The sequence below is a fragment of the Paenibacillus sp. FSL L8-0494 genome (assembly GCF_038003695.1).
Lineage (GTDB): Bacteria > Bacillota > Bacilli > Paenibacillales > Paenibacillaceae > Paenibacillus_AQ > Paenibacillus_AQ odorifer.
Genome location: NZ_JBBOPQ010000001.1, coordinates 3551712 through 3576137, shown reverse-complemented (window position 1 = coordinate 3576137; position 24426 = coordinate 3551712). Strand labels below are relative to the sequence as shown.

Genomic DNA, 24426 nt, shown 5'->3' with positions numbered 1-24426 from the left:
CTGTAATATTAGAATGTCGTAATAGGGTATATTATAATCCCTTCACTTCAAACTCATAGATCCGCGCTGCTGTATCGGCTCCCTGCGTAGGTTTGAGAATCAATAATTTTACATAGCGGGCTTTTACTAACGCAATTGAATCAGTCGACTCGGCAGCCGAGTTTCCTTGGACGTTGACAACATCCGTCCAGTTCGTTCCGTCGCTGCTGACCTGAATCGTATAATCACTGGTATTAAAACCGGACCACTCTCCTCCGCTCTCAGCATGCTTGATGACAAAAGTGCTGAGTTGATGTTCGGCGCCGAGGTCAACCTGAAGCCAATGGGGCAGATTGCCAATTGCGCACCATTTACTGTTATCCGTCACTTTACCATCTACGGCGTTAGGTGCCCCTTCCTTTTCCCCGCAGGCATGATCGGCTGTTGCAGTTTTACCAAGTGCCAGATTTTTCACTGCGCCAGCTTCCTTGCTCACTGTGATGAGCCCTTTTTTCGTAATTGTGTCTTGGCCCGAGCTGTTGGTTGCAGTTAGCGTCACGCTATAAACGCCCTCCTGAGCGAATGTCGCAACTGGGTTCTTCGATGTGCTGACCGCCGGGCTTCCGCTTTCGAAGTTCCATGACCACCCTTCTGTCACTTCAGTCGACAGGTCGGTGAAGTTTACGCTCTCGCCTGGAGCCACTAGGGTTCGATCAGCCTTGAACTCCGCAATCGGCTTTGGATAATCCGGCCAGCTGATCTTCACGCTAGTGGTTTGACCTTGCTCGTATCTTCCATTGATGGCAACAACCTTCAATACTGTGACCGTTTCTTTGTCTATTCTTCGTATCTCAGGAACGTAAAACACATGATTTGGTGTTGCACCTATGAACATTTCACTACCATCTGGCAGTACACGATAGATTTCGTATTGTTTGACCTGCTGGTCAAGCTGTTTCCACTGTAATCGGGCGTCTCCATAAATACCATTGCGGAAATCGGATTGAGTGACCTTAAGATCGCGAACCGCGGGCAATGGTTTGATCGAGTCATTAGCATTTTGAATAGAGAGCTGGCCAATTTGAATGTTGTAATTATTAATCGCATCCTTAGAGTCAAAATACAGTGACAACGCTACGATCCGTTTCCCTTTGTAGGGGGTCAAATTCAATGTTTCAGTAGTCCAGTCTGGCGATGTCTTATCCTTCACGTTAAGGAAGACATATTGGTTGGGATGGTCTGCGAAAGCGAGACCAACCTTCAGGCTTGGCTTATTTTGTGTTTTGTACGTAATAGACAGCTTTGTGCTTGCTTCGATCTTAAGGTCGGTCTTGTAGAGCTTCAGATGTGTCGCATTGTTAGGGTTCAGCACGCCTGATACCTTCAGCGAACTGCCGCCGTAATAGGCATCGGACCAATCGAGCACTGGTGAAAGCGGGGTACCTTTGCTGTCTGCAATCCAGCGCCAGGAGGGAAGAATATCCTGCAGACTCCGGTTGTTCCAGCCTTTATCCCGCACCTGCTTCCCTCTTACAAAATATTTCTGTCCGCTTCCCGTGTTGAAGTTGGTGGTGAAAGGCAGCTCATTTATTGGTGATGATTCGATCACATCGTTAGCGATTCCTTTCCAGGCTTGATCGCTCGAGGTGTTACTCGGATTCCCGTTTGGACCCACCCAGAATTTGTTCTCGCGTACGAAGAAATCTTCCATACTCTCTGCGCTGTTAAAAGCCCAATCCGGGCGGTAAATACCAAGGGAAGTAACGGCAGGATCTTTATCCGGAAACAACAGATTCCAGTTCACCTTTGTATCGTAACCCTTGGCTTCGACATCGATGCCTGCATACAAGTCATATGGACTTCTGCCCAAGCTTCTAGCCTTCTCTGCCGAGCTTTTAAGATCCTTCCACCAAAAGTTCAGGAACATATTGTCTGTAATTTGCTTTTTATTGTCTTGCAGGAACATCGCATTCTTGTCGTTAAGTGCATTTTGCCAACTGATACTGCCCTCATTGGTCATGGAATCATACCATACGATGTGCATAGAATTTGACTTGTGTGATTCCAGATAACTTAGGAAAGCTTTCATTTGCTGTGCGTCGGCCGGCGTTCCGCCCTCAGTCTCCTGGTTAATAAACCAGCCGTCAAATCCGTAATGGCTCGCAACCTGGATCAACTTGTCAGCAGCAGGAAAGGAACCGTCACTATTCTGCTGAAGCATCTGCTCGACCCATTCATACTTCCCGCCATATACGGTCGGTGGGAAGAACACCGTTCCGATGATCGGCACGCCATTTTTATGAGCCGCGTCGATCGTATCAGCGCTTGGAGGTACTATGATCCCTTCGCCCGCGGAACCACCCCAATAGACCAGCTTGTCAACATATTGCCAATAGGTAAATGTGTTAGCTTCGAATTTGCTTGAACCCTGCGATGGAACTCCGCTTGTTCCCGGGTTAAGTGCTGATAAAGCCATGACTTTTGGCGCTTTGGTTGCATGAGCGTTGACTCCATCTGCTACAAAACGGTCCTGCAGCGGGACTGTGCTCCGGTTAAATGCCGCATCCGGGTCGGATGCCGGACTCCACTGAAGCAATTGCTCCGGAAACCAATAGGATGAATAAGGCTGTTTCGCGAACGCAGTTGTGGATAAGACTGCGCACATCACAAGTAAGAATATAAAACCTGCCCCAATCTTTTTCATGCCATACTCCTCCAATCGATAGATTAAATGATTGCGCTTACATTTTATCAAGTTGAACAAAGCTATAGATAGTGGATTAATGGCAAGTTCAGGTGCAATTATTACAGGTCGTAAGTCTAAGGTCAATAATCTCAGTGGGGAATTTGCTCCTATAAATTTGATATTTATATACAAAAAGCCGCAATTATGCGGCTAGTAAATGTAAATGTATAGGATAAGGTAAAGTGTATAGTTATTACGCTTTTAGGTTTAAAAGAAAATGCCGTGTGTCCTGATAAGCATCTGTCCAGCCCATCTTAGCATAGAATCGAAGTCCATCGAGTCCCTTAAAATAATAGGCACCGATTAGCCGCTCCTCAAAATTCGGGGTCACTATTCTAGCTTTCTCTTGATAGTTTTGATACGCGTTAATGACATTACACCAAGGCATATGCTTGTCGAGAATCGCAAGGTCTATGAGAGAATCGCCATACATGCAATTTCCATCAATAATGCTGGTTATCCTTGTTCCGTTGGACAAAATATTCCACTGTTGAAAATCTCCGTGTATAAAGCTTCTATTAGATTCATTATAGGGTACGTAGGTCATCAAACGACTATAGATTTCTTCGTATACGTCTCTTTCCAAGCAAGACGTGCGGAAGAGTTCATGCCAATTCTCCCAGAATGTCCCCGTCTGATCTTCCGCATTTACGGCAATGACGAAGTCTTTCCAAGATGAATAGGAGCCATTGCCCTCAGGCCCGATCCAACCATACCCGTTAGTTCCCCCAATATCCGTTTCGGCCATTCTTGTTAAAATGCCGATAATTTCAGGCATCAGCCGGGTTTGTTCCTCTGCTGTACAATCGGAAAGATTGCGACCTTCCATTCGCTCCATGATCAAATAGGTTAACTGATTAGTCCTCCCTAACCCCAAACATTTCGGGAAAGGGATACCTTGGTCGAGTAGCAAATTGGATACAAATTGTTCGGTCTCATATGCTCGTTCCAAATCGCTGAATTTCACAACATAGTCTTTTCCTTCGAGAATAAAAGAAAACACGTTGCTAATATTGCCGCCAGACATCGGTGTAATCTCAGCCGCTCCCTGTCCAAGATGATTCCACAGTACTTTTTCAATTTCACTCATGGTCAATTCCGGTTTTTCGTAAGCCATTTTTACTCCAACTCCTGCTTATTTGAGTCTACTATGAATTTATCCGCAGCATATCAAAAACACCATTATCCTAAATATCTCGTTCCTCATACTCAAAGGGTTCATCACATGAGTAAATTTCATGGAAAAATCCTACATATGGGATATCGTCTTCTATACATTTTATACGATATGACAGCTCTTCATCGCATTCCGGCTCTTCACCATTGTTCCGCATTACCTCGAATGCATCAACGATGTTTTCCATGAGGGTTACTTGGATAAATAATGGTAATGTATCTAACATCGAATCTTCGATCCTGGTCTCGGATCTGTAGCCATCAAGGACTGTTTTAAAATAATCATCCATAAACTTTTTGCGTTTATCAGTATCTTGTTCAAATTGTATCCAGCCCACTCCAAGTGTCCAGAGATTTGCCAGGTCATACATATACCAACAAAAGCAGGAGTTATCGAAATCAAACACAGTTATTTGCCCTGTATTAAAATCGATCATATAATTCCCATCGCAGTAATCAAAATGGACCATCCCAAAAGACTCGTGATCCCTGTCCATCCCTTCTAACGTTGTAAGGAGATCTACCAGCTTCTCCTTCAGCAGAGATAACGAGTCAGGTATTAGCTTATCTATATAATCGGCATTGTATTTATCAAAAAAATCATACCGAGAATGGACAGGCGTATATCCCTTCGATAATTGATGCATTTTCCCAAGAACTTTGCCACAGTTATAATAGTATTCCGTAATAGGAACGCCTTCCCGATACTGATAATTATTTTCCACGAGCATACCCCCCTTGGCCTTTTCAAACAAGCAGACAAAAAAGGTATGATTATTAAGGGTTATCGTTTCCAGTAGATTCCCCTTCTGGGAGTTGACCACATTCGAAACACTGCCGCCATGCTCGTACAAATACCTGATATATTCCACTTCACCCAGAATATCTTCTCGGCTTCTGTCACTTAAGAAGGCAATTCTGATTATTTTTGCTTCAGAATCAGCTTTATCACAGTTATATGCAACATTCCGTCCTCCTTCATGTGCATTGATAAGCCTGATTTCATAACCTTCCAATCCGTACAATTCCATCACTAATGGAAGTATGTGTGTATCAGCAATTTTAATAACCTCGTTATAATTCAGAATATCTCTCCTCTCCACTTCTTCAATATATGGATAGTTTACCAGTTCCAGCTGATAAACTGCATGGAGAAAACAACTATAACTGAAATATCCTGCTTCATTAGGTCATCGTTCCTAGGTACACACGAATTAAAATATCTTGGTCATGGTTACCGAATCCAGCCCCATAAAGTGTCAAACCACCAACATTAACAGCCTTCTCGTCAACTGCGAACCGAAGCGTCCAGAACTGTTCCCGTAGCAAAATATCTGCGACAGTAATGTCCGACATCCGTTCTTCATCAATAAATGTGCCCGAAGTATCAATGCGGATCGTCTTCAATAACCCGTATTGATTTACATTCCGATGCCACCAATCCGGAGTATATATGCCTCGTGCCGCTCTTCCAAAGTCTGCCGGACTGGTCCAAGTTCCAAGCTTCACACCGTTAAAAAAGAACTCAATATCCGAAGGCCAATGATCTCTCAAGCCCGGGGCTTCAGAAGCAATTTCCATTGAAATCTCGATGGCGTCGGGCATTTGACCGGGAAGTAAGTAGTTAGGCGTTTTGTACTCTACGTAACCTCTCCCAAACCACAAAATGCCGGCGTTGACCCGCTCGGGATCCAGAAAATAGCGGGGATCGTCCCAAACCCCAATTTCTTTCTCTTGTGTCCCAAGACCACATGTAGGATGAACATCAAACGAAGTATAATGACCGACTGAAATGGTCTGCTCTCTGATCCTCGGGGTTTGAGTGGCAGTGGGGAGTTCGATCTCAACTCTTTTTTGTTTAAGGAAGCACATTTTGTGCGTTCCTCCGTTTAGGCGTACCCTGTGGCTTCCTGTAAGTCCAGCTTGTTCGAGCTTTCGGATATGCATAGTAACTATGGAAGGGCTAAGCTCTAACTTAGCCGCGATCTCCTTCACATTCATTTCATTATCTGCAATGAGGCTCATAATCCTCCATCTGACTTCGCTTGCCAGCGCTTCATACAACGCCATGAATTTTGCTTCGCCGTTTGCTTTGATCATCATCATAATCACCTTACCTGTGCTTATTGAAATTACATATATATTAATTTAATAAATATAACGTATATCTTCAACCCCGATTCATTGAAAACCTATAAGCAATAGTGTTTAATTTTCTTAGTAGTTAAATATATTGAATTCTTATTTATATGAATTTATTAATGAGGTGGAGAAATGAAATACAATAATCCGGTCATCAAAGGGTTTTATCCTGATCCCAGCGCATGTAAAGTTGAAGACACTTATTATTTGGTCTGCAGTTCCTTTCAGTATTTTCCCGGTGTTCCGATTTTTGAAAGCAAAGATTTAATTAATTGGACCCAAATCGGTCATTGCTTAACCCGAAAAAACCAGATTCAACTGGATACTGTGGACAGCTCCGGTGGTGTATTCGCCCCCACCCTGCGGTACAATAATGGACGATTCTACATGACGACCACTAATGACACTTTGCGCCAGAACTTCTATGTCTGGACTGACAATATTTACGGCGAATGGTCTGATCCGATTAATGTAGATCAAGGCGGTATTGATCCGGACTTGTATTTTGAAGACGGCAAAACGTATTTCATGAGTAATGGGACAGACGATTACGGAGTTAATGGTATAATCCAATGTGAAATTGAAATTGAAACTGGGCAGAAGCTGTCGCCAAGCCGTTCAATCTGGCAAGGATCCGGTGGGCGTTATTTGGAGAGTCCTCATTTATACAAAATTAATGAACAATACTATCTGCTAGCAGCTGAGGGCGGAACCGAATATGGGCATATGGTCACTTATGCAAGGGGCAATTCTCCTGCTGGCCCATTCGAAGCCTATCCGCATAACCCCGTATTGACTAATCGAAATTTAGGCGGTTACGAGCTTCAGGGTGTTGGTCACGGAGATTTGGTACAAGATCATGAGGGGGATTGGTGGCTGTTACATCTTGGATTCCGGCAGACTGGCCAGTATCTTACCTATCACCATTTGGGGCGTGAGGTTTTTCTAACTCCGATTACCTTTGGCGAGGATGGATGGTTTACAGCAGGTCATGAAGGTACCACTCTAATAAGTTTCGAGACTGATCGTATTGCGGACACAGTCATTCAGCAGGAGAAAGAAGTCTATACGTTCGAGAACACAGATTGGAATTTGGACTGGTGTTACCTGCGTCACCCGGTTACAGAAGATTATCGGTTAGAAGCTGATAAAGTAAAGCTTAAAGGAACTCCAATAACGTTAGATATCCCGGCTACCCCGACATTTATTGGTATTCGTCAAAAAGACTTTAACGCGATTATTTCATGCGAAGTCAGCCTTACGAATGGTGAAGCCGGAATTACGCTTTACATGGACGAAAATCACCATTATGACTTGGCCTTGCGTAAACATCCAGAGGGTTATAAGATTATCGAACGGCTGAATATCGGAGATATCAAATCCATTGAAAAAACAAAAAATATAGGTCAATGCAACCATGCTTCATTAGTTGTCAAAAGCAGTCCAACGCATTATCACTTTTATATCCAGGTAGACGGTACTGAGATCTTACTCGGAGCTGCGCAAACCAAATATTTATCCTCTGAAATAGCCGGAGGATTCACAGGTGTGCTTATTGGTTTGTACGCCACTGGAGAAGACCAAGATTATAATGCGATATTCACAAATTTTAGCTGCCTTTATTCTTAAACCTCCAAATTAGAATGAACTGTACAAGGCTAAGGGTGTTCTTATAAATAAAAGACGGGTTAACCCCTTAATTATGGTTAACCCATCTTTTATCAAAACCAATAAGTTCCTAAGAAAAATTAGATATCCAGCTGCCTAGTACTTAACGCTTTTACCATTAAAGGATCTCTATGTGAAAAGAACAAACTCTCTTTTGTGTCTAACAGCGCAATTTGTTCTATATCCTCTGAATTTAATTCAAAGTCAAAGATATTAAAGTTTTCAATTATTCTTTCTTTCCGGACAGACTTTGGAATCATAACAACTCCTCTTTGCGTCAACCAGCGTAAAACTATTTGGGCAACAGATTTATTATATTTTTGAGCTATTGTTACTAATACTTCGTTCTGGAACATGTTGTTTTTACCTTCAGCAAATGGACCCCATGATTCGATCTGAACATTGTTTTCTTTCATGAATGCAGCACTTTCAATTTGTTGACAGAATGGATGTGTCTCAACTTGATTAACGGCAGGTGTTACTTCATTATGAATAATCAAATCAATCAGACGATCGTTCTGGAAGTTACTTACGCCAATCGCTCTGATTTTTCCTTCACGGTACAATTCCTCCAGCGCCCGCCAAGAACCATGCACGTCGCCAAAGGGCTGATGAATTAAATACAAATCCAAATAATCAAGTTGCAATCTTGAAAGGGATTTTTCAAATGCTTCCTTTGTACGTTCGTATCCGGTATCTTGAACCCATAATTTCGTAGTAATAAATAGATCCTCTCTTGGTACTCCACTCCGTTTGATGGCTCTTCCCACCGCTTCTTCGTTTAGGTAAGAGGCTGCGGTATCTATCAGTCGATAACCTGACATGATCGCATCGTAAACAGCTTGTTCACATTCAGCTTCATCTTGAATTTGAAAAACTCCAAAACCAAGTATCGGCATTTCAACACCATTGTTCAAAATAACTTTTTGCATAAAAAATCCTCCTATTAGTTGATGATACACCTCTAGTTAGAAGTGTGTACTATCAATTTCCATTTTAGACAAAGCTTCATTTAGTCTATCTACATCTTCCTTTGTTAATTTCAGATCAGCTCCATATAGGTTTTCTTCTAATCTGTTTAATTTTGTAGTGCCTGGAATTGGAATGATATATGGTTTTTGAGCTAATTCCCACGCTAATACGACTTGAGCCGGTGTTGCATTTTTACTTTCTGCAACTTGAGTAATTAAATCTAATAACACTTGGTTATGATCAATCACATCAGGTTTGAATCTTCCCATGAAACTTCGATAGTCATCTTCATCATATTTGGTTTCCTTAGTATATTTACCACTTAAGAAACCATTTCCTAATGGGCTGTAAGCAACAAAAGCAATTCCTAACTCTTCACATAGTTCAAACAACTCTTTTTCCGGTTCACGCCACATCATGGAGTACTGATTTTGGGTTGCAGTAATCGAACATACAGCATGTGCTCGTTTCATATAGTCAATCGGTGCATTTGAGACTCCCCATGTTTTAATCTTCCCTTCAGCTATTAAATCTTTCATTGTTTCTGCGACAGCTTCAGGTTCGACATTCGGATCCACTCGGTGCTGATAATATAAATCAATGCAATTAACCTTCAACCTTTTTAATGAATCTTCTATTTGTTCACGAATAGAATCTGGTGTGCTATTTAAAATAAGTTGAGGTTGACCGTCTACAGCTTCTTGTCCTAAAATTCCAAATTTAGTTGCAATCACAACTTGATCTCTTTGTGGTGCAAGAGCTTCGCCTACTAATTCCTCATTGGATTGTCCATAAAAAGCAGCAGTATCAAAGAAATTACATCCTAGTTCAACTGCTCTGCGAATTAATTTAACCATTTCATTACGATCTGCTGGCTTTCCATAGGCATGATCCATTCCCATACAGCCAAGCCCTATTGCCGAAACTTCCAAGCCACTATTTCCTAATTTACGCATTTGCATCTGTGATCTTCCTTTCGCATGAAGTTCAGTCAAAGTTCAACGTTCGACGTAGTCTGCATTATTTTCAGCACGTTAATCCAGCTAAATTAGTTTGGGTACTATTTTAGTATGCAACAATTTTTCACAAAACAGATATCATAATAGTATTAAATCATTGCCTATTCCTCTCATTTTAACGAATAGACAGATATATGAGTCACTTTATAGCGACTACAAGGATTTCAAACCAAATCTTAAGATTAGATAAATATTGATTCTGCTCCCTTTAAAACAAAATCCCCACAGGTAATAATGGATACAAACCTACTATTGGAGTGAACAGTAATGATTAACATACTCGTTGTTGAAGATGATAAGCATGTAAGAAGACTTCTTGAAGCTGTTCTGAAACGCGAAGGATACGATGTAGTAACTGCTGAAGACGGAGTTAAAGCTTTGGAGGTCCTAGATTCACAACATATTGATCTGATCATTCTGGATATTATGATGCCTAATATGGATGGTTATGAATTCGCCAAGGAAGTAAGAGATGCCGATAGCTTGGTCCCCATTCTTATGGCTACAGCAAAACAGCTGCCTGAAGATAAGAAAAAGGGGTTCCGGATTGGAACTGATGATTATATGACCAAACCCATTGATACCGAAGAAATGCTGCTCAGAATCCAAGCGCTGCTTCGCCGTTCGCAAATCGCAAGTGCCCGTAAATTAGTAGTGGGTAAAGTGATCCTTGATTATGACGCATTGACAGTAACCCGGGAGGACGAGAAACAAACGCTTCCGCAAAAAGAATTCTATTTGTTGTATAAGTTATTGTCCTATCCTGAACGGATTTTCACGCGCATCCAGCTTATGGACGAAATATGGGGCATGGAAAGTGAAAGTACGGATACAACCGTTAATGTACATATCAATCGCCTGCGGAAACGGTTTGACGCTTATCCAGAGTTTGAACTGGTTTCCGTCAGAGGTCTTGGATACAAGGCGGTGCGAAGCCAGTGAGCAAAATAAGTAACAAGCTCAGCAACAGAATCAGCCTTCCCATCTATTTTTCTCTTATCATATTTTTCATCTTTCTTATTACCGTTGTGATTACAGGACTACTCTTCTTTCTCGCACAGGTTTTTGGTTTGTTGAACGAAGAGCTTGCCCAGGATGGATTCGTACTACCCATAATGGTATTAATCGCTTGTACAATTATCGGTACCACGATATCAGCCATCACAAGCCGGAAAATGGTAAAATCCATCCGGATATTTATTGAGGCCACAGAGCGTCTTGCCAGCGGTGACTTCTCCATGCGGCTTCAGCTCAAAAGCCCGCCGGAGTTTGAAATTCTATCAGAGAACTTTAACCGGATGGCTGAAGAGCTTGGGGGTATTGAAATTCTGCGAACCGATTTTGTGAATAATTTTTCCCATGAATTCAAAACACCGATTGTATCTATCAAGGGATTTGCCGAAGTCTTAAAGAACGATGATCTTACCAAAGAAGAACGGAATGAATATCTAGATATTGTCATTGAGGAATCGACCAGACTTGCCTCCCTTGCTTCGAATGTACTGGAGCTGACACAAGTTGAGACGCAAAAGATTCTGACAAACAAAATGAGGTTTAATGTTGGGGAACAAATTCGCCAATCTGTGCTTTTGCTAGCTGCTAAATTTGAGAAGAAGCACCTGAAGCTGAACGTTAATATTCAGGATTATGAACTCTCCGGCAATAAAGAGCTTTTAAATCAAGTTTGGTTAAATTTATTGGATAACGCGATCAAATTCACTCCTGAACATGGCGAAATTGAAGTTACCATGAAGAAAAACGAAGATAACCTGGTGATTCTAGTTCGTGACTGCGGAAGCGGTATTCATCCGGAGGCTCTTCCCAAGATATTCGATAAATTTTATCAGCAGGATACTTCCCATTCGACTGCGGGCAATGGACTTGGATTAGCAATTGTTAAAAAAATCATTCATCTACACAATGGAACCATTTCTTGCGAAAGCATTCCATTACAAGGAGCCACATTTACAGTTACGATTCCGATTGGAATGTAGTACGAGCCCTGGAGAACCTCATCGTTCTTTCAGGGTTTTTTCATTTTTCAGAAAAGTTAACTTTCAGTTTATCTTCTTTCGTTATCATTTAAGCAACGCCACATAAAGGAGTCAGATGTATGGTAACTATACTTAAGTACTTAAAACCGAAGGAATGGACCCTAATCGGTATCAGCATCCTGTTCATTGTCACACAGGTATGGCTGGATCTGGAATTGCCCGGTTATATGAGCGAGATTACTCGTCTTGTACAGATACCAGGAAGTGAAATGAGCGAAATCATTACAGCCGGAGGCTGGATGTTGCTCTGTGCCCTCGGCAGCTTAGCTACATCAATCATAGTGGCAGGGATCGCCGCTAAAATTGCCGCTAACTTCTCTTCAAGATTACGCTCCAAATTGTTTGATAAGGTACAATCTTTTTCTATGGAAGAAATCAACAACTTCTCTACAGCTAGTTTAATTACCCGTTCAACGAATGACATTACACAAGTGCAAATGCTTATTGTCATTGGTCTGCAACTGCTGGTGAAGGCTCCCATCCTTGCCGTTTGGGCAATGCTCAAAATTACAGGCAAGAGTTGGCAGTGGTCGCTTGCTACCGGTGTCGCCATTGGGGTATTGATTCTTATTGTCGGCATAGTGATCGTGCTTGTGCTTCCGAAATTCCAAAAATTGCAGCAACTGACTGATAATCTTAATCGTGTTGCAAGAGAGAATCTTACCGGACTTCGTGTCATTCGTGCGTATAATGCGGAAAGCTACCAGGAAGATAAATTTAGCGTAGCCAACAGCGAGCTTACCCGAACGAATTTATTCGCCAATAATGTACTGTCCATGATGATGCCAAGTATTTCTCTCATTATGAGCGGTTTAAGTCTCGCAATATATTGGATTGGTGCTATTTTGATTCAAAATGCCAATGGTACGGCGAAGATGGGCTTATTTTCAGATATGATTGTCTTCTCATCCTATGCGATGCAGGTGGTTATGGCATTCATGATGCTGATCATGATTTTTATCCTGATGCCTCGTGCCCATGTATCCGCTAAAAGAATCAATGAAGTGTTGGATACTAAGCCAAGCTTAGAGAACGGATCACTTACTACCTCCAAGACAAATCGGTTGGGTGAAGTCGAATTCAAAAAAGTCAGCTTTAAATATCCGGATGCAGAAGAATACGTTATTGAGGATATCAGCTTTACGGTGAAAAAAGGAGAAACTGTGGCCTTCATCGGTTCAACCGGATGCGGAAAAAGTACTGTAGTGAACCTGATCCCTCGCTTTTATGATGCTACAGCAGGTGAAGTGTTGGTGGACGGTATTAATGTTAACCAATATGAGCAAACTGCACTGCGCAATAAAATGGGATATGTATCTCAGAAAGCGATTTTGTTTGGCGGCACGGTGAGCTCTAATGTTGCTTTTGGCGACAATGGCAGTGATCTGTCCTCTGATGTTGTAGATGCCATTTACACCTCTCAAGCTTCAGATTTTGTTGAAAAGATGGAAGGAAGCTACGAGGCTCATGTCTCTCAAGGCGGTACGAACTTGTCTGGCGGTCAAAAGCAACGTCTTTCCATTGCCCGAGCCATTGCCCGTCGTCCTGAAATATTGATCTTCGACGATTCCTTCTCAGCACTTGATTATAAGACGGATCGCAAATTGCGTAGTGAATTGAAGAAGAAATCCAGCGGTACGACGATACTAATCGTTGCGCAGCGGATCGGTACAATCAAAGACGCAGATAAAATCATTGTACTGGAAGCCGGACGAATGGCAGGCATGGGAACACATGATGAATTGATGCAGACCTGTGATGTCTACCAAGAGATTGCTTACTCACAACTTTCAAAGGAGGAGCTAGCTCAATGAACAAAAGCAAAGAGCAACTCAACACGTGGAGCAAACTTCTCCACTATTGCAGAAAATATATCCCTGTAGTCCTTATAGCTATTATTAGTGCAGCAATCGGTACGGTTCTGACTTTGCTTGGACCGGATAAGCTTTCGGAGATGACAGACTTGATCACGGCGGGCCTCGTCACCGGAATTGATATGGAAGCAGTAACTTCTATCGGCCTTTTCCTTGTATTTATCTATATCCTTAGCGCTGTGTTATCTTTGGTACAAGGATTAATTATGTCCGCAGTTACGCAAAAGGTCTCCAAAAACTTAAGAGCAGATCTCTCACGCAAAATGAACAAACTTCCGATTTCTTATTATAATAATTCTACAACCGGTGACATTCTGTCCCGGGTTACCAACGATGTGGATACGATCGGGCAAGCTTTAAACCAAAGCGTCGGTACACTGGTAACTGCCCTTGCCCTCTTTACGGGATCCATCATCATGATGTTCAAAACAAATGTGATCATGACTATTACGGCGGTTGTTGCAACTATCATTGGCTTTGGCCTCATAGCGGCAATTATGAAAAAATCCCAAAAGTATTTTCAAAGTCAGCAAGAATACTTAGGGAAAATCAATGGTCATGTGGAGGAAGTATATACAGGACATACTGTAGTGAAAGCTTACAATGGTGAATCACAAATGCGCAATACATTTGAATCCCTGAATATGAATCTTAAAGATAGTGCATTTAAAGCGCAGTTCCTCTCCGGTCTTATGATGCCGATTATGATGTTTATAGGCAATCTAGGTTTTGTGGCCGTTTGTGTCGTTGGTGCTGTACTTGCTATGAACGGAACGATATCCTTTGGGGTCATTGTAGCCTTTATACTGTATGTCCGTTACTTTACACAACCGCTCTCTCAGATTGCTCAAGCCGCACAAAGTCTGCAATCGGCTTCCGCGGCAAGCAAACGTGTCTTCGAGTTCCTCGATGCTGATGAAATGGACAATGAAAGTCATAAAGAAAGACATCTTAAAACTGCAACGGGCAAAGTGGATTTTGAACATGTGCAATTTGCTTATGAAAATTCAGATAAACTTGTGATTAAAGATTTTTCTGCAGAGATTAAGCCTGGGCAAAAAATTGCTATAGTCGGCCCTACCGGCGCAGGTAAAACTACACTGATAAATCTTCTAATACGGTTTAATGAATTAAAGGGCGGAGAGATTTATATTGATGGTACCCCCATCAGCAGCTTAACAAGAGAAAACATCCATGATCTATTCTGTATGGTCTTGCAGGACACCTGGCTTTTTGAGGGCACTATCAGGGAAAATCTGGTGTACAACAAAACAGGTGTAACCGATAAAGAAGTTGAAGATGCTTGTAAGTCGGTAGGCTTGCATCATTTCATTCAGACCTTAAGTGCCGGTTACAATACCATACTAAATGACAAGGTTAATTTATCCACCGGCCAAAAGCAACAGCTTACCATCGCCCGCGCGATGCTCAAGAATGCTCCAATGCTCATCCTCGATGAAGCTACAAGCTCAGTCGATACAAGAACAGAGCTCTTGATTCAGCAGGCAATGGATAAGCTTATGGAAGGAAGAACCTCCTTTGTTATTGCGCATAGACTCTCAACCATTAAGAACGCCGATGTGATTCTGGTTCTGAAGGAAGGCGATATTCTGGAAAGCGGCAGCCACGAAGAACTACTTGCCAAAAATGGTTTCTATGCGGAGCTTTATAATAGCCAATTTGATCAAGCCTCTTAAATCCTAGTTGAACTGTGAATTATATAGCGAAAGGACCTGCTTATTGTTCAGTATAAGAACAATAAGCAGGTCCTTTGTTCGCTATGAACGCATATTACCTACTGGCAAGGAATTCATCAAGCTGTTTTTGCTTTTCAGCAATGACTTTATCTAGGCCGGCCGATTTTTGGGCGGCGATAAATTTCGGTAATTCTTTGTCCAGATCAACCGAGCCGGTCTCAAGCATCTTCTGATATTCTCTTAGGACGTTTGCTAGTGCTCCAACTTCTGATTTGACTGGCTCACTGTCAAAGGTGAAGCCCAGCGCTGGTGACGATTTGGCCCCTTCGTTGAACTTTTTGAACTGCTCCCACTTGTCCGGAGCTTCCGAGCTCCAGACATAGTTGAGGAACTGATTTCCCAGCTCCCAAGCGACGCCCGGTGCGTACTGTCCTGACTTCTCCGTCTGCGTCATAACATTACCATTAAGTGTGAAATGTGTACCTTCAATACCGAAGTTAAGCAGATTAATAATCTCTTGATCTGTATGAAGCAGGTTAATCAGCATCATGGCGCGTTCCGGGTTCTTGGACGTTGATGAGATGGCTAACATGGCACCGGTAGTCTCCGATGTGGCGACCGTTTTACCTGTCAAAGTAATTTGTGCAAGCTTGCCATCAAGTCCTGTCGCGGATGCGATTTCCTCTGCTTTGCCTGGCTTGAGAGGCTCTACAGTGGAAAATACGTTGCCCGTCTTATAAGCATCAAGGGATGACGTTTGGGAAGTGGCCGCATCTTTGTTTAGATACCCCTTCTGGAAGAAATCACGGGTTACTTTTAATGCATTTAAGTATTGGGGATACTCTTCGGCCGGTTTGACTGTCGCCTCCGTGCCATTCTTATCGATAGCGCCAGGTATCGTCGTATCACCTAAAAAATCCAATTCCACAAAAGAGTGAGAGGCGAACGTGCCACCCGTTGTATACAGCGGATACATGGTTGGCTTCTTCTCTTTAACGATCTTATAAACGGCATCTAAATCTTCGATTTTTTGCACTTTACTCATGTCGATGCCGAGTTCATCGGCAATGTCCTTCCGGTACACAATGCCCCCTGACGATGCCAATTCTTTATTAGTAGGAACTGCATAATTTTTGCCGCCGATTTTGGAGCCATCGAGAAAAGCTGGATCCAAGCTATCCTTAATGCCCTGGCCATACTGATCGAGCAAGGGACCGAGATCTAAGTAAGCACCTTTGGCAACGTTCTTTGCATACCCGTTCCATGAGGCTGTAAATAGAATGTCTACGGGCTCTCGAGAAGCGATGATGAGGTTAGTCTTATCATCCCATGCTCCCCAATCGATTGGTGCGATATCTACCGTCGCGTTGATTTTTTCGGTCAAGATCTTGTTCAGCGCTTCCTCGACGATAGCCTCGTCCGCCTGTGGAGCTCCTTCGTAGACCAGCTTTAGTTTGTAGGGTTCCAGCTTCGAGGGCTCATTGGATGTGTTATCGGTGGTTGAATTCGCTGATGAGCTCGGTGTGGCGCTTTCTTTTCCGGCATTATCCGGTGTAGCGTTGTTCGAGTTGTTTGAATTGCCGCAAGCCGTAGTGGCTACTGCTGAGATAAGCATCAGTGTGAGAAGCAGTGAAGCCTTGCTTTTCGTATCCTTCATTTTCAAGTAATCCCCCCATAAAATAGAATGATATGCTAAACCATATACTGGTTTTAGCCGTTTCCGTGCCCACGTAAGTGATCGGCAATCTTAGCCTTTAACGGAGCCTACTGTCAGGCCTCTGATAAAGTATTTCTGGAAGAACGGGTAAGCAAATACAATAGGTCCAACACCTACAACCACCATCGCCATACGCACGGTTTCACTTGGGAAGTTAATCATTCCGCCAGCTCGGGTAATTTCAGCCATCGCGTTCGGGTTACTGGATAAGTACTGGATGTTGACCATCATCTTGTAAAGAAAGTACTGCACGGATATATTGTGGTTGTCTGTAATAAACATTAGGCTTAGGAACCAGTCGTTCCAGTATGTCAGTGTTTGGAACAGTGCTACGGTTGCCAGAACCGGCAGAGATAAGGGCAAGACAATTCGGATAAATATCCGTAGCTCCCCTGCCCCATCTATTTTGGCTGACTCCAGCACAGCTTCAGGTACGGTCTCCTTAAAGAAAGTGCGCATGATCAGTACCCAGAATGCGGACATGATCAGCGGCATGATCAGTGCCCAAAGTGTATCTTTTAATTCCAGCATCTGTACGTATACCAAGTACCAAGGGACTAAGCCGCCGGAAATCAGCATCGTTAGAAAAACAAAAAATGTAAAATACTTAGCCTGTGGGAAATTATTCCGGGAAATGGGGTACGCATACAGTGCTATTATGATGACGCTTAGTATCGTGCCGATCACCGTGACAGTTAGTGAGATTCCATAGGAATGAACGATTTGACTGATATCTTTCATTAGGAATCGATAGGCTGCCAGATTGAAATTTTCGGGCATAAATCGATATCCGTGTGTCATAACGGACTGCTCATCGGAGAACGATACCGAAAGAATCAGCAAAAGCGGTAGGATACAGAGCGCCGAATAGATGACGAAGAAGATGTTGATGAGGGTTGACGCCCATCCCGACAGCTGATTCTTTGGATTGGACCCAGATAAGGATTTACTCTTTGTATTGTTCATAAGGGCTCCTCTCTTAGAACAGCGCGTTCTCGCGATTAAAGCGGCGAACGACCCAATTAGATACAAAAACCAAGATGAAACCAACTACTGATTGGAACAGGCCTGCTGCTGAGGAAAGTCCGATATCCCCAACGGTCAGGAAGGTGCGGTAGACATAGGTATCGATAACGTTTGTCACAGGGAACAATGCCCCCGATTCACGCGGCACTTGGAAGAATAGGCCAAAGTCAGCATTGAAGATCCGGCCAACCTGCAGCAAAGTCATAATCGTGAGGACAGGCATGATCAAGGGAATCGTGATTTTCTTGATCTGTTGCCACTTGTTCGCCCCGTCTATCGTCGCGGCTTCGTAGTACTCCTCGTCGATACCAATGATTGCTGCCATGTACACAACCGTGTAGTACCCCATGTTTTTCCACGTGTTAATGATCGGCAAGACGATCGGCCACACTTCTTTCGTGAAGTACCAGCGTACGGAATCAAGACCAAGCGCCGGCAGCAATGTGCCGTTGAAGTATCCTCGCTCGTCGCTCATGAACCCATACACCAAGTACGAGATGACGATCATCGACAGGAAGTATGGCAGGAACATGATCGTTTGGTGTAGCTTCGAGAGGAAGCGGTTCTTCATCTCGTTAAGCATCAAGGCGAACCCTAGTGGAAGCGCCATGTTCAATACAATAAACAGCGAATTATAAAGTAATGTGTTGCGAATGATGATGTACGAATCCTTCGAGGCAAACAGGTATTCGAAATTTTTCATCCCTGTCCAGGGGCTTCCCAGGATTCCGTCCTGGTAATTGATTGTCTTAAAGGCAATAACGATCCCGAACAAAGGGATGTAGTTATTTATTACAAGCAGAACGATTCCCGGCAGCATCATTGCGTAGAACATCCAGTAAGTACGAAGATTCTTCACGATGGAAAAATTACGTACAGTACGTATCGGTTTCCTATTTGTAGGAAGTGGCATAGCTTTCAATAGAGTTGTTGCACTCCTTTCACTGTCTTACACACTCCCCACACCGTTGTTTAGGCGGTAATGGGGAGTTCAGGTTTTCGCTATTGAGCCGTAATGGCAATTGTGACGTTACTTATTGAGGTTCTGTTCCCCACTGAAGAGCGCCTGCAACATAGCCAGTCGTATGACTCCAATCGGTGTAAGTCGAATCGGTCGGATCGAAGGAGTAATCGCCCGTCTGCGTGTAGTTCGTCCAATCGGTCTTGTTCATGCGGATCTGAAGCTCAATGCTGTCTCCAGCAGCCAAACTTCCAGCTCCGCTCGTAAAGCCGATTTCCAGATAATGATCAGCTCCTGTCAAAGGAGCCGGCAACTTGACGAAGGCGCCAGTTACGTTGCTACTGCCGACAGTGGACCAATCGCACCAGAAATTCTGGTCCTTCTCCCCATCGATCGTGTAATAATAATGAAGCTTCACGTCGGACAGATTGATGGCAGTGGTACCGGTGTTCTTCAGCTTTATCCGTGGGCTCAACGAATTGCTCGTTGCCGTAACAGGAGAATTGTACTGCTGCACTGTGATAGAACCACTTCCGGTAGAGGAGGTATCGACCACGGAGACCGCAAGATTCGCACTTGCTCCTGTGCTAAAGTTGAAAGTCAGTGTCGTTGTTCCCACCGGTTGGGCAGCCAGATAAGCCTTCTGGATCGTCACTGTCGTGCCTGATACGGTGTAGTCCGTACCAGCAACTAGGGCAGTCGTGCCATTATTAATGCCGATGAGTGTGTTATCGTTCAGCGTCAAGGTCACCGGAATGTCGGTCTGATTCGCGGTTTGCTTGTCAAAGGTAGCGGTCGTCGGACTGATCGTCGAGTTAATAACCGACGAATCGTTCACAGCAACGGATAGCGTAGCAGATGAACCGGCGTTAAACTGGAAAGTGAGGTTGACCGTGCCGATTGGCTGCTGCGCGAGATAGCTCTTGTGTAGAGTGACCGTGTTACCCGAAACGGTATAGTCCGTGTCCACAACCAGAGATGTCGTACCGTTCTTAATGTCGGTGAGCGTGTTGCCGTTCAACGTTAGGGTCACCGGAATATCAGCTTGATTTGCGGTTTTCTTATCAAAGGCAGCAGTCGTTGGATTAATGGTCGAATTGGTGCTATTTCCGGTTGCGAATGCGGCAATGAATACCAACCCTGAATTCCAATAAACGGTATGTTCATTTGTAGTCCATTCTTGGAAGTTATCGGTATAGTTCTTGGCTGCAAATCTTGATATCTGGTTTCCTACAGTTATGTCATTGGAGTATTTATTCGGTCCTCCGACCAGATATCCCTTAGGTACACCAGGTAAACCATCCGTTCTATACATGATGCTGAACGGATATTTCACGCTGTTATCGCCGTAACCTGATACAAAAGATACGCCTACCGGGTTCTGCCCCAGAATCCAGTCTAACTGGCTATTGTTAATCTCATTAATGATAGCGCGGTTGCTCTCAAAAGTTCCCAGCAATTTCGTACCGATGATCATTTCCATCGGTGTGTCCGCAACCTGCATGGTAATTCCCCAATAGTAGTTACCATCTTTTATGATGCTTTTCCAAGGGCTGTCGTTGTATCTGCTCACTTTGTCATTGAACCATTGCTGGAATTTATCCGAATACCAGCTTAAGACTCCAGAGTCCGGATTAGCGGCTTTCAGATAGCTGAAGAAGCCTGTATTCCAGGTGTTTGCCCAACCACTGGCGAAATCAAGGGTATCCTCAAAAAATATTCCCATATCAGTGTAATTCGCCAGGAAATAATCGTTGTATTCGGCATCGCCGGTTGATCGGTACAGGGAGCCTGCAGCCCACAGACGATTCGAAGCGTCATCCGTCACATCGTAAGGCCATCTGCCCGTGTTAGGCGTCCGAATATTTTCCGGATGTGCTTCCAGGTACCCCCATGCGTCTATTGCCGCATCCAAGCAACTTTGGGCAAAAGCCGGATCAATATTCTGATACATTAAGTAGGCATGTGCCAATACACCTGCTGCGGTAGCTGTATCGGCGGTCGTTTTGATATCAGTCCGCGAGCTTACCGTATCCTTATCGATAATTTCTCTGTCTACCATATTGTCGTCATCCTGAAAGGTCACTCGCGCATAGAAACCGCCAGTTGCAGCATCCTGCATTTTGAGCATCCATTCCAGTTCCCACCTTGCCTCATCCAGGATGTCGGGAATGCCGTTTCCGCTCTCAGGAATATTAAATTGATTGTCCGTAAATTTCTCCGGCATCATTTCATAGGCCCAGAAGAGATCCGACAAGGCTTTGGCTCCTGCGTTAACGTACTTGCCTTTATCGCCCGCATCGTACCATCCCTTGGAAACATCTTTTTTGATGGAAGGATTGGACATTAAAGGCACTGCGGTGTCAGGAGTAAAATCTGTTCTTTGATAATTTTGAGTGTATGGGCTGGTAATATTAATCCCGGTTCTCTGGTAATAGAAGTATCTCGTTACGTCATTTAAAAAGGGTTCATAGATTTCGTTAGCTTCGCTGATAGTGAACTTGGGCGAATTCTGAAGACCCTGAACTGAAACATAATATTTTCCCGGAATCGTTAAATTTGTGAAATCGGCGGTAAAAATACGCTCCCCGCTGTCAATAGCATCATAATTCTTGGTGAGTACAAGCGTTCCGGAGTAAGCTGTGGAATTATTTGTGGCGTTAATAACGTTAAACGGAGTACCTGCATCGACCGTGAGCACATCCTCAAAACCGGTTACGAGCGCTTGCTTTACTCCATCTACGGGATAACCTAATTGATTGACCTTGATGGGTGCGTACTCTTTTTCCTTATCGGGAGACGTAACCCTAATGTCATTAAGCCAGACTTTTAAAGGTTGAAAACCATTATTCTTGATGGATAATGCATCTATGGAAGATACATCAATTCCTTGGGAGACCTGAATTAGATCCTTTAACGGGATCTTCACATGGGTCCAACTTGTAGTAATGCTGACGTAGTTGTTAATGTTTACTGTAGTGGTAATTTCATTGCCGGCAGCTCTTTCGAATACCCGGTCTTTGAAGCCCAGTAAAAAGGACTCTCCACCCGCATTTCCTTTGATATTAAACTCAAGGAATCCATTTGGATGATAAGAGGTAAAGTCATACGCTTTCCAGCCGGCAACCGTAATTAAAGCGTTGTACCAGGAAGGACTGGTAGGCGTCTTCGCATTCAACAATAATGAAGGCAATCCATTGTACATTGCTGTAGAATCTATGGGCAGCTTGCTGTTCTCCGTCTCCAATCCAAACCCGCTATCTCCTGCCCAGCCATCGGATATATTACTGAATATTTGGTAATCTAGTAAGTCTCTCCATCCTGCAGGCGCTTCGGGGGTTGCCGCATTAGTCTTGATCGGATTTGAAAAAAAGATAGTCACAAACATAGTTAATGCCAGAAACACGCTTACTTTTTTCCTCATTACCTCTCCTCCTAAAAAGTTTTGTGAGCATAAACTGCTTCGCTCCGCTTCAAACAAAACTCAGTTCGAAAGTTTACACTTAGTTGTGAGAGTTACTCTATGATTAGCTTCGTATACCATCACCTCTTTTTATTGAAAACGCTTTCTAATAAAATCATTTTAATTCAATAAGTTAATCCTGTTATATAGAAGAAATAAAGGAACATAGAAGAAAACAAGCCACAATATTATGGCTTGTTTTCCATGTACCAATTATTTACTTCTCTCGTGATTACGTCGCCGCCATTCTTGTAAAATTGGGCTACGAACTCATCAAAGTAGGAGAGCGGCTTCTCGCTATAAATGATGCTCAGATAACTCTCCGTTGCGAGTTTCTGCAGGAACACTCCGTGTTTCTCCATCCCGTCCGTTAAAGGTCCGTGGTACCGGTTCGGGATTTCGAGTCCCTGCTCAGCAATCGCCACCCCAGCCGCCGTAAGTTGAGCCGAGTTCAAACCTTTAATGGCTTGTTCGATCGGCGTCGTCACTATGGCTTCCGAATTTTCAGATAATTTTCTGATTGCATCCGCATTCATATAAGGCAAGGCTGGAGCGCCACCTGTTAGCGGATAGAGCATCCAGCGCATATCCATTGAAGACCCGTCCGCAAGCGGCCACTTATCATTCGGCACGCCTTCAGTCGCAAAATTGACAGTAATGACCTTGTCGTTCATGATCACATAATCGTAACCTTCGTGAAACCCTTGTGCGAATCGGGGATCGAAGTACGGATCATCCGGTCCGAAATTTTTGGCAAGCAACTTGTTATAATAAGCGAACCAGGCTTCCATATTCGTGAAATCCTTGCTGAACACCGTATAGATACCGTACAACGGCTTTTGTGCCTTGCCCTTTAACCCATCCGGTCCGGCAGGAAGGGAATAAGCCTCCCAATCCGCTTCCGGGTCGACCTTCACTGTATCGCCGAGCGGCCAGGCTCCCATCCAAAACGGGCCGAACATGACACCAGCCATTCCGTTAACCGCCAGTTCGGACGCTTGGCTCGGGTCCTGCATGCCTGCATCCCTGTCCATGTAGCCCTTCGCCATCCAGGACGCCATCGTTTCCAGGTATTTCTTAGCATCCGGATGTACGGCGCCAAAGATCAAGCTGCCCTTCTCGTCCTCATTCCAGAACAGTTTGATGTCAGACGTGCTAATCATCTGCCTTGAAAAAGCTCCGGCGATCGCATCTGTCTGCCCCATCCAGCTCCAGGGACCTTCCTTTAGCGGAACCGCCAGACCAACTTCGTCATCTTCGCCATTCCCATTAGGATCTTGTTCAGAAAATGCCTTCAGCACGTTCTCCAACTCACTTATCGTCGTAGGCGGGTTCAGCGACAGTTTCTCAAGCCAATCCTTACGGATCCACATGACCGTTCCCTCATCTCCTGCACTAAAACGGGGAAGTCCATATATCTTGCCGTCTTTGGTTACTTCTGCCATAGTATAAGCGTACTTCTCGAGCGCTTCTTTTAGCTTAGGATGCGCATACTTCTCGATGGCATCATCCAGCGGAAGCAGCTTGTCGGCTTTCAGCAGATACTTCAGGATGTCTCCTTCAGCGCTAAGGGTGTCCGGCAGCTTGCCATTCACAGCCAGCGCCAGCCGAATTTTGGTATCTGCATCCTCGAACTTGCTGACAATCCAATCAAACTTCGTGACGATTCCCAGATTATCTTCCATCCAGCGGGTGTGCACGTTGTCTGTAAGGCTCTCATCTGGCTTGAATGCGTTAGGCCGATTCTCGTCCACGATTCCTGTTGTGATCGTTATAGGCGGATCGTATTTAAAGTCCCATACCGGCTTCGTTTCCCCATTGGATGTACTGTTCTGTGCCGTTTTCCCTGTGTTACTTAAACAGCCGGAAACTAGCAGTACTCCGCTCAGAACTGCCCATAGAAATCTGGCCTTTCTTTTTTGCTTCTTCACC

The 24426-nt window shown here is 43.9% G+C and carries 16 protein-coding genes; 5 read left to right on the top strand and 11 right to left on the bottom strand.

The features are described 5' to 3' along the window. Positions 1 to 31: 31 nt before the first annotated feature. From NYE35_RS16305 to NYE35_RS16290, 4 genes are all read right to left on the bottom strand, one after another. Positions 32 to 2683 (bottom strand): endo-beta-N-acetylglucosaminidase, encoded by a 2652-nt coding sequence (locus NYE35_RS16305; protein ID WP_326047154.1) that lies wholly within the window; start codon positions 2681 to 2683, stop codon positions 32 to 34. A gap of 235 nt (positions 2684 to 2918) precedes the next feature. Next, positions 2919 to 3842, bottom strand: coding sequence for a phosphotransferase family protein (locus tag NYE35_RS16300; RefSeq protein ID WP_326047153.1), 924 nt, complete (start codon positions 3840 to 3842; stop codon positions 2919 to 2921). 70 nt (positions 3843 to 3912) lie between these two features. After that, positions 3913 to 4932, bottom strand: coding sequence for a phosphotransferase enzyme family protein (locus NYE35_RS16295; RefSeq protein WP_179088400.1), 1020 nt, complete (start codon positions 4930 to 4932; stop codon positions 3913 to 3915). Between the two features lie 154 nt (positions 4933 to 5086). Continuing rightward, positions 5087 to 6001 carry an ArsR/SmtB family transcription factor gene (locus NYE35_RS16290; RefSeq protein ID WP_076099187.1) on the bottom strand — a complete coding sequence of 305 codons (915 nt, stop codon included), beginning with the start codon at positions 5999 to 6001 and terminating at the stop codon, positions 5087 to 5089. Between the two features lie 174 nt (positions 6002 to 6175). On the opposite strand from NYE35_RS16290, the gene NYE35_RS16285 reads away from it, so the two are divergent. After that, on the top strand, positions 6176 to 7672 hold the full coding sequence (locus tag NYE35_RS16285) for a glycoside hydrolase family 43 protein (RefSeq protein ID WP_341121655.1): 1497 nt from the start codon (positions 6176 to 6178) through the stop codon (positions 7670 to 7672). Between the two features lie 119 nt (positions 7673 to 7791). Here NYE35_RS16285 and NYE35_RS16280 read toward each other — a convergent pair whose 3' ends face one another. Then, entirely contained in the window at positions 7792 to 8643 is an 852-nt protein-coding gene (locus tag NYE35_RS16280; RefSeq protein ID WP_341121653.1) for an aldo/keto reductase, read from the bottom strand. A gap of 36 nt (positions 8644 to 8679) precedes the next feature. Beyond that, positions 8680 to 9645 carry an aldo/keto reductase gene (locus NYE35_RS16275; protein ID WP_076099190.1) on the bottom strand — a complete coding sequence of 322 codons (966 nt, stop codon included), beginning with the start codon at positions 9643 to 9645 and terminating at the stop codon, positions 8680 to 8682. 324 nt (positions 9646 to 9969) lie between these two features. Between NYE35_RS16275 and NYE35_RS16270 the strand changes: the two genes are divergently transcribed. The 4 genes from NYE35_RS16270 (at position 9970) to NYE35_RS16255 (ending at position 15327) form a co-directional block, all read left to right on the top strand. Further along, positions 9970 to 10644: a response regulator transcription factor gene (locus tag NYE35_RS16270; RefSeq protein WP_036677195.1), complete on the top strand. Its 675-nt coding sequence runs from the start codon at positions 9970 to 9972 to the stop codon at positions 10642 to 10644. Next, positions 10641 to 11696, top strand: coding sequence for a HAMP domain-containing sensor histidine kinase (locus NYE35_RS16265; RefSeq protein ID WP_341121651.1), 1056 nt, complete (start codon positions 10641 to 10643; stop codon positions 11694 to 11696). Before NYE35_RS16270 ends, NYE35_RS16265 begins: the two co-directional genes overlap by 4 nt. 119 nt (positions 11697 to 11815) lie before the next feature. Then, entirely contained in the window at positions 11816 to 13570 is a 1755-nt protein-coding gene (locus NYE35_RS16260; protein WP_339209949.1) for an ABC transporter ATP-binding protein, read from the top strand. Continuing rightward, a complete protein-coding gene (locus NYE35_RS16255) occupies positions 13567 to 15327 on the top strand; it encodes an ABC transporter ATP-binding protein (RefSeq protein ID WP_341121647.1) in 1761 nt (586 codons plus the stop codon). Before NYE35_RS16260 ends, NYE35_RS16255 begins: the two co-directional genes overlap by 4 nt. A gap of 94 nt (positions 15328 to 15421) precedes the next feature. Here the strand turns inward: NYE35_RS16255 and NYE35_RS16250 are convergent, their stop codons facing one another. From NYE35_RS16250 to NYE35_RS16230, 5 genes are all read right to left on the bottom strand, one after another. Next, the gene (locus NYE35_RS16250) at positions 15422 to 16984 is read right to left on the bottom strand and encodes an ABC transporter substrate-binding protein (RefSeq protein ID WP_340951013.1); all 1563 of its coding nucleotides are present in this window, start codon (positions 16982 to 16984) and stop codon (positions 15422 to 15424) included. A 90-nt stretch (positions 16985 to 17074) separates the two neighbouring features. Next, positions 17075 to 18010 carry a carbohydrate ABC transporter permease gene (locus NYE35_RS16245; protein WP_340951010.1) on the bottom strand — a complete coding sequence of 312 codons (936 nt, stop codon included), beginning with the start codon at positions 18008 to 18010 and terminating at the stop codon, positions 17075 to 17077. 13 nt (positions 18011 to 18023) lie between these two features. Further along, a complete protein-coding gene (locus NYE35_RS16240; RefSeq protein ID WP_038574490.1) occupies positions 18024 to 18983 on the bottom strand; it encodes an ABC transporter permease in 960 nt (319 codons plus the stop codon). A 121-nt stretch (positions 18984 to 19104) separates the two neighbouring features. Then, positions 19105 to 22455: a glycoside hydrolase family 9 protein gene (locus tag NYE35_RS16235; protein ID WP_341121644.1), complete on the bottom strand. Its 3351-nt coding sequence runs from the start codon at positions 22453 to 22455 to the stop codon at positions 19105 to 19107. Between the two features lie 227 nt (positions 22456 to 22682). Beyond that, a complete protein-coding gene (locus NYE35_RS16230) occupies positions 22683 to 24425 on the bottom strand; it encodes an extracellular solute-binding protein (protein WP_076296659.1) in 1743 nt (580 codons plus the stop codon). Between the last annotated feature and the right edge of the window lies 1 nt (position 24426).